9 protein-coding genes are annotated in these 10,933 nt (G+C 72.4%); 5 read left to right on the forward strand and 4 right to left on the reverse strand.

The window, feature by feature from the left end:
- The 4 genes from I53_RS15710 to I53_RS15725 all read right to left on the reverse strand — a co-directional run.
- A partial coding sequence (locus I53_RS15710) for an acyl-CoA dehydrogenase family protein (protein ID WP_043352321.1) occupies window positions 1-692 on the reverse strand: 692 nt, incomplete at its 3' end.
- Window positions 693-781: 89 nt separating this feature from the next.
- Window positions 782-1,435: a methionine ABC transporter permease gene (locus tag I53_RS15715; RefSeq protein WP_043352323.1), complete on the reverse strand. Its 654-nt coding sequence runs from the start codon at window positions 1,433-1,435 to the stop codon at window positions 782-784.
- Window positions 1,436-1,525: 90 nt separating this feature from the next.
- A complete protein-coding gene (locus I53_RS15720; RefSeq protein WP_043352325.1) occupies window positions 1,526-2,695 on the reverse strand; it encodes an ATP-binding cassette domain-containing protein in 1,170 nt (389 codons plus the stop codon).
- A complete protein-coding gene (locus tag I53_RS15725; protein ID WP_043352335.1) occupies window positions 2,695-3,495 on the reverse strand; it encodes a MetQ/NlpA family ABC transporter substrate-binding protein in 801 nt (266 codons plus the stop codon). Before I53_RS15725 ends, I53_RS15720 begins: the two co-directional genes overlap by 1 nt.
- A 782-nt stretch (window positions 3,496-4,277) precedes the next feature.
- Here I53_RS15725 and I53_RS15730 point away from each other — a divergent pair.
- From I53_RS15730 to I53_RS15750, 5 genes are all read left to right on the forward strand, one after another.
- The gene (locus I53_RS15730) at window positions 4,278-5,501 is read left to right on the forward strand and encodes a metallophosphoesterase (protein WP_043352327.1); all 1,224 of its coding nucleotides are present in this window, start codon (window positions 4,278-4,280) and stop codon (window positions 5,499-5,501) included.
- Window positions 5,502-5,568: 67 nt separating this feature from the next.
- Window positions 5,569-6,837: an arsenic transporter gene (locus tag I53_RS15735; protein WP_043352329.1), complete on the forward strand. Its 1,269-nt coding sequence runs from the start codon at window positions 5,569-5,571 to the stop codon at window positions 6,835-6,837.
- A 30-nt stretch (window positions 6,838-6,867) separates the two neighbouring features.
- Window positions 6,868-7,839, forward strand: a complete 972-nt coding sequence (locus tag I53_RS15740; RefSeq protein WP_043352331.1) for a DMT family transporter — start codon at window positions 6,868-6,870, stop codon at window positions 7,837-7,839.
- 12 nt (window positions 7,840-7,851) lie between these two features.
- The gene (locus I53_RS15745; protein ID WP_043352333.1) at window positions 7,852-9,249 is read left to right on the forward strand and encodes a TAXI family TRAP transporter solute-binding subunit; all 1,398 of its coding nucleotides are present in this window, start codon (window positions 7,852-7,854) and stop codon (window positions 9,247-9,249) included.
- Between the two features lies 1 nt (window position 9,250).
- Window positions 9,251-10,660 (forward strand): CHASE3 domain-containing protein, encoded by a 1,410-nt coding sequence (locus I53_RS15750; protein ID WP_236961944.1) that lies wholly within the window; start codon window positions 9,251-9,253, stop codon window positions 10,658-10,660.
- The last annotated feature ends 273 nt before the right edge of the window (window positions 10,661-10,933 follow it).

Genomic DNA, 10,933 nt, shown 5'->3' on the forward strand with positions numbered 1-10,933 from the left:
GGGGCGTTCTCGAAGATCACGCTGCCGCTCGCCGTGGTGCGCTGGCCGAAGCCCTGCCAGTCGTCCACGACCCGCACGCCGGGGGCGTCCCGGCGCACGAAGACCAGGAGCAGTCCTCCGTCGGGGCCGACCGCGCGGGTCGGGATCCAGTGGGCGAAGAGTGCGCCGGTGGAATAGAAGCGGTGGCCGCTCAGGCGCGGGCCCGCCGGCCCGGATGTCAGCCGCGTCTCCACGCGGGTGATCGCCTTGCCGTTGCGGGCGGGGCCGGCATTGCCGATCCGGTGGCCGGCGAGGACGTCGCGGTAGATCCGCGCCTGCTGGGCGGGGCTGGCGGCGACCGCGACCAGCGCCAGGACGCCGAACTGGTTCTGGGGGATCTGCGCCGCCGAGCCGTCGGCGGCGGCCAGGATCGTGAACACCTCGGCCAGCGTCGCGTAAGAGACTTCCGCGCCGCCATGGGCCCGCGGCACCGTGAGGCCGCCGAGCCCGCTGTCGGTGAACGCCGCGATCTCCCCCCAGGGCAGGCGCCGGTCGCGGTCGCGCTCGGCCGCGCCCGCCGCGAAGATCCGGGCCACGGCCTGTGCGGCTGCGATCGCCTCGGCGTCGGATCCGATCCGGTGCGGGGGCGACGGCGGCGGGGGCATCGGCTCGGCCGCCCCGTCGGCGACGGATTCGTCCATGTCCAGGCTCATGGGTGCAGGCTCATGGGTGCAGGCTCATGGGTTCAGCCTCAGGGATGCGGCCTCGGGTGTGGGCCGCCTCGTGCCGGGGCGCGGGGCCGTCAGCGGGCCCGGAGCCGCCGCACCGCGGTGTCGCCCGCGAACTGGACCACGCACACGAGGGCGATCAGGATCGCGATCACCACCATCATCACGGTGGTGTCGAAGCGCTGGTAGCCGTACCGGATGGCGACGTCGCCGAGGCCGCCCGCGCCCACCGCCCCGGCCATCGCGGAGGCGCCGATCATCGACACCACCGTGATGGTGAAGCCCGCGACGATCCCCGGCAGCGCCTCGGGCAGGAGCACGTGGGCGAGGATGTGCCGGCGTCGGCAGCCGATGGACTGGGCGGCCTCGATCAGGCCGGCATCCACCTCCCGCAGCGAGACCTCGGCGATCCGGGCGAAGAACGGGGTGGCGCTCACCGCGAGCGGCACGATGGCCGCCCAGACGCCGATGGTGGTGCCGGCCACCAGCCGGGTGAACGGGATCAGCGCCACCAGTAGCACGATGAACGGCACGGCCCGGAAGCCGTTGACCACGGCCCCGACCACCCGGTTGGCCGCCGGTGCCGGGACGATGCCGCCGGGCCCGGAAATGACGAGGAACAGCGCCAGGGGCAGGCCGGCCAGCACGGCGATCCCGGCCGAGACCCCGACCATGAGCCCGGTGTCGAGGAAGGCCTGCCAGAGGCGGTCGATCATCTGCGGGGTCATGCGGGGCTCCGGGTCGGTGGGTTCGAGGGGGAACCGCTTGCGCGGCGGAGTCTCTGCCGGATTCCGCGGGGAAGGCGGCCCATCGTCGCCTCACCCCGCCTCCGCTTCCGGGGCGACGTAGCCGAGCCTCTCGACGGCCCCGCCGAGCGCCCGCAGGCGCGCCTCCACGTCCGGATCCGCGCCCGGGACGGCGACCAGCATCCGGCGGACCGCGTGGCCCTGGATCCGCTCGATGCCGGCCTGGAGCAGGCGCACCGGCGTGCCGGCCGCCACGGCGAGGCCCGAGAGATCCGGCGTCCCCTGCCCGGCCCAGGTGATCCGCAGGATCGCGGATCCGCCGGGTGTCGGCAGCGGCTGCAGCCGGTCCGCCAGATCCGGCGGCAGGCCGCGGGTCAGCGGTTCGAGCAGCGCCTGCGTGGTCGGGTGCTCGGGCGCCCCGAAGACGCGCCAGACCGGCCCGGTCTCGACCACCCGGCCCCGTTCCAGCACCACCACGTCGCTGCAGATCTCGCGGATCACGTGCATCTCGTGGGTGATCAGGATGATGGTGATCCCCAGGCGCCGGTTGATGTCGCGCAGCAGGTCGAGGATCGCCAGCGTGGTTTCCGGGTCGAGGGCGGAGGTCGCCTCGTCGCAGAGCAGGATCTCCGGATCGCTCACGAGGGCCCGGGCAATGCCGACCCGCTGCTTCTGGCCGCCGGAGAGCCGCGACGGGTAGGTGTCGGCCTTGTCCTCCAGGCCGACGAGGCGCAGCGCCTCCGCGACCCGCGGGCCGATCGCGCTTCTGGGGACGCCCGCGACCGTCAGCGGCAGCGCCACGTTCTGCCGGACGGTCTTGGCCGCCAGCAGGTTGAAGTGCTGGAAGATCATGCCGACGCGCCGGCGCAGGGCCACGAGCCCGTCGGTGTCGAGGGCATCGACGGGGGCGCCGTCGACCAGAACCCGGCCGGAGGTGGGCGCCTCCAGCCGGTTGACCATGCGCAGGAGGCTCGACTTGCCCGCCCCCGATCGGCCGATGATGCCGAAGATCGCCCCCGCCGGAATGGCGAGGTCGACGCTGTCGAGCGCGCGGACCGGTCCGGCGGCGGACGGATAGGTCTTGGAGACCGCCTCGAACCGTACCGTGCCGGGCCTCCGGCCGGGCGCTGCGGCCGGACCTGCGGCCGGACCTGGGGCGGTGGCCGCGGCGCCCGGACTCCGCCGTCCGGTCGCGACCGGCGTGCCCGGAGTGTGCAGGCTGTCGAAGACGAGGCCGACCATCAGTTCTGCCACGCCAGCAGGTAGAGCTTGTCGCTGTCGGCGAAGGACTTGCGGATCTGCCGCTTCACGGCGTCCGAATTCTGAAACAGGGTCACGAACTTCCGGATCGCCGGGTCGTCCTTGCGGGACGTCTTGGTGACGAAGCTGACCGTGAACAGCTTGTCCTCGATGCCGGAATAGATCAGCCCGCTGGTCGGGTCGAAGCTTCCGGCCGCCACGATGAAATGCGGATAGCCCTGCGCGAGATCGACATCGCCGGTGATCCGCGCGAGCTGCGGTCCCTCGACCTCGGTGAATCGCAGCTTCTTCGGGTTCTCGACGATGTCGTCGAGGGTGCCGAGGAAGCCGACACCGTCCTTCAGCCTGACCAGCCCGGCCTTCTGGAGGAGCAGCAGGCCGCGGCCCTGGTTCACCGGATCGTTGGCGAGCGCCACCGACCCGCCCACCGGGATCTCGTCGAGGCGCTTATGCTTCAGGGAGTACAGGCCGATATTGGACAGGATCCCCTGCCCGACGATGTCGAACGCGTAGCCCTTCTGCTTGGCCGCGTTCTCCATGAAGGGGCGGTGCTGGAAGAAGTTCACGTCGATGTCGCCGGCATCGAGCGCGACGTTGGGCGTCGTCCAGTCGCTGAACTCGACCACCTTCACGTCGAGGCCCTCCGCCTTGGCCTCCCGGGCCGCCACCGTGACGGCATCGCCGTAGGCCCCGGGCACGACGCCGATCCGGAGGGCCTCTGCCCCGGCGGAGGATGCGCCGAGGCAGAGCGCCGCGACGGCGAGGAGACGCAGGATCTTCATCGGGCAGGACTCCGGCGGGGCAATGATCGGGCAATTCCGGATGTGGAGCCGCGAGACAACGGTCGGCATCCGACGCGCAGGCGCGGGCGATCCATCGATTCGATAGGCACAATCTTGTCCGGATGAGCTTCTTGAGAAAGTCTAGATCAGCTCAACGCGATCCGAAATTCCAAAGATGATCGTTTGGCGACATGAAAGATCTCCGGAAGGCCCGGTCAGGGGGATGCGGATGCTGCGTGCATCCCGTACGGCGCCTCTCGAGCCTCGTCTCGGACGAGACCGGACCAGTGCCCGTCGGATCGGGACCGTACCGGTCATCGAGCACGAACCGTGGCTCATCCAAGACCGCGTTCGTCCGCGAACAGGCCGCGACCGATAGCCCTGGATCCGGGGGATGAGCCTGCGCGGGAGGATTCCGTGCCCCGTTGGACGGCACCCAGGCGACGCCGGCACAGCCTGGGGACCGCGCCCGATGTCCGCGTCCACGGCCGACGGCGATCCCCGCAGATCTGTCGCGCGAGAAGACATCGAGTGTCTGTTTTCGCGACACTTTCCCGGCTCGACGGCGCGTACGGCCCTGACTCACGAAAATGTAGGCTCCCGCCACCGCGGGCATCATCCCGAATCCGGAACCCGGCCGTGTCCGAAACGTCGGGCCGGTCGCGACCACCGCGGCCGATCCCCGGCCGGGGCGGGCTGGCCTGTCCGGGGAGCATGATGGCGCAGGGGAACGACAGAGCGCGCGCGGCCCACGCGGCCGTGTCCGGCCCCGTGGGCGCGCCATGACCGCAGATCACGGTGTCTTCGCCTTCGCGCATGTCGGCGATCTCCATCTGGAGCGGAGTTCCGACCCCCATGCCGCCGACCTGCGGGCGATCCTCGCGGAGGTGGACGGGCTGCACGGACACGGCCTCCTCGACTTCGCCTACCTCCCGGGCGATCTCGCCGAGGACGGGCGGGCGGAGCAATACGCGGTCCTGCGCGAGGCCCTGCACCGGCACCCGGACCTGCCGGTGCGCCTGATCGCCGGCGACCACGACCGCCAGCACGGCACGATGACGGATTTCGACGCCCTGTTCGCCGCGGTGGCGGGCAGCCCCCGCGGCGGCGGCCACGCGGCGCGGCGCCATGACCTGCCGCGCCCGCACGACCCCGCCCCCGTCACGCATTACTACTTCGCCGAGACGTTCGCGGGCGTGCGCTGCCTGTTCCTCGACATGGTCAGCCCCGGCTACGGCCGGAAGGGGTTCGGCCTCGACTTCCGGCTCGGCCCCTGCCAGCTCGCCTGGCTCGCCGAGGAGCTGGCCCGGGCCGACGAGGAGGGCCGGCCCTGCGCGGTCTTCACCCACACCTACCCGGACGATCTCTGCGTGCCCGACGAGAAGGCGGCGCTGGCCGGCCTGATCCGCCACCACGGCGTGCGCCTCGTCGAGATGGGCCACACCCACTACAACGAGCTCGCCCCGGACGGGCGCACCCTCTACGCGGCGGCCCGCTCCGTCGGCCAGAACGAGGACGGCTCGGTGGGCTACGCGGTCGCGGCGATCGACGGGCCGGTCACGAGCTGGCGGTTCAAGCCCCTCGACCGGGCGCTGCCCTTCGTGATGATCACGAGCCCCGCCGACCGGCGCCTCGCCACGGCGCCCCTCGCCATGGCGGACGGCCGGATCTCCGTGCGCGCCCTCGTGCTGTCGGACAGGCCGCAGGGCGACTGGTGCTGCTGCGTGCGCGTCGATGACGGGCGGCCCCACGCGATGGTGCCGGACGGGCCGCGCACCGTCCATGCCCGCATTCCCTGGCCGGAGGGCGCCCGCCGCCTCGCGGTCACGGTCACGGACGGCACGGGGCAGGCCGATACCGAGGTGATCGAGCCCGTGGGCCGGAGCTTCGTCCCGCCGCCCGCACCCGATCGCCCCGGCAGCGACGCCACCCGGCTCCCCGCCTGGCCGCAGAAGGGGCTTCGGGGCGACCAGCTCGGCCCGAACCGCAACGGCCGGCCCTGGTAGCCGGACTCACCCGAATCGCTGCACACCGCACCGCACGATCCACTCCACCAGAGGACCACCGGACCCGATGGGCGCGCTGACGCTGACCCCCAATATCGCGACCTGGGCGATCGCCGCGCTCGCCACCCTCGGCGTCATCCTGCGGCCGTTCGCGTGGCCGGAGGCGATCTGGGCCGTGCTCGGCGCTGGCGCCCTCGTGGCCCTCGGCCTGCTCGCCCCCGCCACCGCCTGGGACGGCGTCCTGAAGGGGACCGACGTCTACCTGTTCCTCGTCGGCATGATGCTGATGTCGGAGGTAGCCCGGAAGGAGGGCCTGTTCGACTGGCTCGCCTCGATCGCCGTGCGCGCCGCCAAGGGCTCGGCGACGCGGCTGTTCACCCTGGTCTATCTCGTCGGCACCGTGGTCACGGTGTTCCTGTCGAACGACGCCTGCGCGGTGGTGCTGACGCCCGCCGTCTACGCGGCCACCAAGGCCGCCAAGGTGGAGAACCCCCTCCCCTACCTGTTCATCTGCGCCTTCATCGCCAACGCGGCGAGCTTCGTGCTGCCGATCTCGAACCCGGCGAACCTCGTGGTCTTCGCCGAGCACATGCCGCCGCTGGTGCGCTGGCTCGGCCTGTTCGCCCTGCCCTCGCTGCTGGCCATCGCGACGACCTACGCGGTGCTGCGGCTGACCCAGGCGAAGACCCTGCGCGGGCAGGAGGTCGCCACCGACGTCGAGGCCGTGTCGCTGTCCCGCACCGGCCTCGTGGCGGGGATCGGCATCGTGGCCACCGGCGGCGTGCTGATCGCCGCCTCGGCGCTCGGCCTCGACCTCGGCCTGCCGACCTTCGTGGCCGGGCTCGCCACCACGATCGTCGTGCTGCTGCTCAAGCGCGGCGGCCTCGTCGAGGTGGCCAAGGACGTGTCGTGGAGCGTGCTGCCGTTGGTGGCTGGCCTGTTCGTGCTGGTGGAGGCGCTGGAGAAGACCGGCGTCCTGGCGATGCTGGCGGACCTCCTCAAGGGCTACGCCCACGCCGCTCCGGAGGCCACCGCCTGGGGGGCGGGCGGCCTGGTCGCGGTGCTGTGCAACCTCGTCAACAACCTGCCGGCCGGCCTGATCGCGGGCGCCGCCGTGCAGGCCGCCCACGTTCCCGAGAAGGTCGCGGGCGCGATCCTGATCGGCGTCGATCTCGGGCCGAACCTCTCGGTCACCGGCTCGCTCGCCACGATCCTCTGGCTCACCGCCATCCGCCGCGAGGGCCAGGATGTCGGCGCCTGGACCTTCCTCAAGCTCGGCCTGCTGGTGATGCCGCCGGCCCTCGCGCTGGCGCTCGCCGGCCTGCTCCTCGTCTGATCCCTTCCCGGAAACCCAAGGTCCGCGCCCGTGACGGCAGCCCTCCTCTATCCCTTCATCCTGGTGGCGGGCGCGCTGCAGGCGATCGGCAACGCCATGAACGCGCAGCTGCGGGGCCGCATGGTCAATCCGTGGCTCGCCGCGACGGTGTCGTTCCTGCCGATCGTCTTCGTGTTCACGACCCTGTTCTTCACGATGCCGACGCCGCTGCCGAGCCTCGACAGCTTGAGCAAGATGCCCTGGTACGCGCCCCTCGGCGGCCTGGCCGGCGCGGTGGCGGTGTTCGGGGGGCTGGCTTTCATCGACAAGGTCGGCGCCGGGCCGTTCAACGGCCTGACCCTCACCGCCAACATCCTCACCTCCCTGGCGATGGACGCGCTCGGCCTGTTCGGCCTGCAGGCCGCGGGCTTCAAGCCGATGCCCTGGCTCGGCGGCCTGCTGATGGCCGTGGGCGTGATCTTCATCGCGCGCTCGGGGGGCAGGAGCGACGGCGGCGAGGGGCACGGCGAGGGGCACGGCGAGGGGCACGGCGAGGGGCACGGCGAGGGGCACGGGATGTCGGGCAAGGTGCTCTACCCGTTCATCCTCGTGGCCGGCGCCCTGATGGCGATCGGCGTGGTCTGGAACGCGCAGCTCCGCGGCGCCCTGGAGAACCCCTGGCTCGCCGCCACGGTGTCGTTCGTGCCCGTGGTGTTCGTGTTCGCCCTGATGTTCCTGCTGCGGCCGTCGCCGCTGCCGACCCGGGACGACATCGCGGGCGTTCGCTGGTGGATGCCGCTCGCCGGGATCACCGGGGCGGTGGCGGTGTTCGCCGGGCTGCTCTTCGTCGACAAGGTCGGAGCCGGGGCCTTCAACGGCCTGCTGATCACCGCCAACCTCCTGACCTCGGTGGCCCTGGACCATTTCGGCTGGTTCGGCATGAAGCAGGTCAAGGCCGGCCCGCCGCGCCTGATCGGCGCCGCCGTGATGGTGGCCGGCATCGTGCTGATCTCGCTGTTCTGAGCATCCGGACCGATGTGGAGTTTGCCCGCCTGGTTGCTGCGCCGGGAAATGCTTCTCCTGGCGGGCGCCGCCCTCCTGGGCGCGGGCGGGATCGCGGCGTGGGTCCTGCTCCAGGCGACGGTCCTGACCATCGCGGTCGCGCCCCGCGACGGCACCGAGCCCGGCCTGATCAAGGCCTACGCGGACGCGCTCGAGGCCGCCCACGAGAATGTCCGCCTGAAGATCCTGTCCTTCGACGACGTGCGCGAGAGCGCCGCCGCCCTGCAGGACGGCCGGGCCGACCTCGCGGTCGTCCGCCCCGACGTGCTGCTGCCGACGAACGGGCTGACCCTGGCGATCCTGCGCGACCAGGCGATGGTCATCGCCTCGCCCGAGCAGGCCGGGATCACGAGCTTCCCGAAGCTCGCCGGCAAGCGGCTCGGCATCGCGGCGCACCGGGACGCCGACCTTTGGCTGCTGCGGAACCTCCTCGGCTATTACGGCCTCACCCTGGAGGAGGCCGCCGGTCCGGCCCGGGACTCGACGGTCCTGCTGGTCCCGGTCGATCAGGAGGCGGTGGCCGGCGCCTTCCGCGAGAGGCGGATCGACGCCTTCGTCAGCATCATCGCCCCCTCGGCGCCCAAGGCGCTGGCCCTGGTCTCGGCCGTGCAGGGCGTCGCCCGCGGAGGCAAGGTGGCGTTCGTCGCCGTTGAGGATGACGGGGCGGTGATCGAGCGCTTCCCGCGGCTCCAGGCGGTCACCGTCCCGGGCGGCCTGTTCGGCGGCCGCCCGAAGCTGCCGGCCGACGACGTGAAGACGGTGGGCGCCTCGTACCGGCTGATGGCCCGCGCCTCCTTGAGCCGCGTGGTGGCGGCCGACGTGACCCAGCAGCTCTTCGAGAAGCGCAGCGCCGCCGCGCTGGCCACCGACGCCGCCGAGTACGTCCAGGCCCCGGCCTACGACACCACCGTGGCCGCCACCAGCGCCCGGATCCCAATCCATCCCGGCGCGATCGACTATTACGAGCGCGACCAGCACGGCTTCATCGAGCGCTACGGCGACACCCTCTACCTCCTGGGCGCGCTGGCGGGCGGCCTCGTCTCGGTGCTCGCCTGGATCCGGAAGCGCCTCGCCAGCCTGCGCCGGGAGCGCATCGACGAGATCATGGACCGGCTCCTGGAGATCGCCGGGCAGGCCCGGGCGCTGCGCGACCCGGCGGCGATCGAGGCGCTCACCGTCGAGGTGGACGCGCTGGCCATGGACGTGGTGCGCTACGCCCGGGAGCGGGAGCCGGACACCCGGATCCTGTCGGCGGCGTCCGTCGCCATCGACACGGCGCGGGCGACCATCGCGGATTGCCGGACGCAGGCGGTCGAGGGCGGGGGGCGGATCGGGCGGTCCGTCCGGCTGCACGGCGCGGGCGGGGCCTGACATGTCCGGTCCCGCCACCGTGCCCGCGCCGGACCGGAGCGAGGCCGCGCCGGACGTCGCGTCCGTCCGGGACCGCGTCGAGGCGCGGGTGCAGCGATCCCTGCGCTCGCGCACCGTGACCTGGATGACGGTGGGCTTCGCCACGATCCTGGTGATGACCGCCATCGCGCTCGGCGCCTTCGTCTACCAGCAGCGCGGCATCGACGCCGTGCGCCACACCGTGGCGGTGGACGGGCGCCTCGCCCGGGTGCTGTCGGCGGTGCAGGACGCCGAGACCGGCCAGCGCGGCTACCTGCTCACCGGCGACGAGGCCTTCCTGCTGCCCTTCACCGAGGGCCGGCTGAACGTCGACCGCCAGCTCGATTGGCTGCGCGACCTCGTCCAGGATGACGCCGACCAGAGGGCCGAACTCGACACCCTGGCCGCCCTGATCCGCGAGAAGCTCGACGAACTCGGTGCCAGCGTCGCCCTGATGCGCGGCGGCGACAGCGCCGCGGCCCACACCTCGGTGGCGGACGGACGCGGCAAGCAGGTGATGGACGCGATCCGCGACCGCGTGCGCCGCATGGAGACGTACGAGGCGGACAGGATGGAGCGGCGGCAGGCGACGGTGTCCCGGATCGCCCTCGCCCTCTGGATCATGGTCGGTGCCCTCGCCGTCCTGTTCGTGCTGTTCGCCGTCTCGGCCCTGCGGGAGGCGACCCGCCGCAACCGGCTGTCGCGGTTCCTGCCGCAGGAGCTGGTCCTGCGGCTCGCCGACGGCGACGGGAGCCTGAAGGCCGGCCGCCGCCAGCAGGCCGCCATCGTGTTCGTCGACATGCGCGGCTCGACCACCCTGGCCGAGAACCTGGATCCGCACCGGCTCTCCGAGTTCCTGTCCGCCTTCCGGCGGCGGGTGACGCGCCTCGCCCGCCTCCGGGGCGGGGTGGTCGACAAGTTCATCGGCGACGGTGCCCTGGTGGTGTTCGGCCTGCCCGAGCCCAGGTCCGACGATGCCGCCCGTGCCCTCGCCTTCGCCCAGGATCTCGTCGCGGTGATCGCCCGCTGGACCGACAGAGCCGGGCCCACGGGGACCGTGCGCATCGGCGTGGGCGTCCATTACGGCGAGGTGTTCTGCGGGATCATCGGCGAGGAGGCGCGCTACGAGTTCACGGTGCTGGGCGATGCGGTCAACGTCGCCGCCCGCCTGGAACAGGCGACCAAGCTCCACGGTGTCCCGATCCTGGTCTCCGAGGCCGCGCGGCGCGCCGCCGGGGCCCCGGTCGAGGCGTGGCGCGAGGTCAGCCGCGAGCCCCTGCGGGGACGCCGGGAGCGCATGGCCTATCATACCCCCGCCGGCCCGGGGCCGGCCGCGCCGGCGCCCTGTGGAGACGAAGATGTGCCGCTTCCGGCGGCAGGAACGGCGGTCTGAGAAGAACCTGTTTGCCGCCGATGGCGGATAGAGAACAAGCATCTCCCCGGACAGAGAAATACGAAAGACGCGTCCATTGCGAAGGGACAGGCCGAGCGCGACATTCGCCATCATGCGCAGCGCCTCCGAAAACCAGTCGCCGGCCTTCGATCCGTTCGGCGAGCCCGTCGCCGAACGCGTCGCCCGCGCCTGCCNNGGCCACGCGGCGGCGAACGCACGGGCCGTCGCGTCGGCGGTGCGGTGTTCTGGACGCTGGCCCTGGCGATCCTGGCC

Origin of the sequence: Methylobacterium sp. B1, from assembly GCF_000333255.1 — a bacterium.
In the GTDB taxonomy this organism is placed as follows: Bacteria; Pseudomonadota; Alphaproteobacteria; order Rhizobiales; family Beijerinckiaceae; genus Methylobacterium; species Methylobacterium fujisawaense.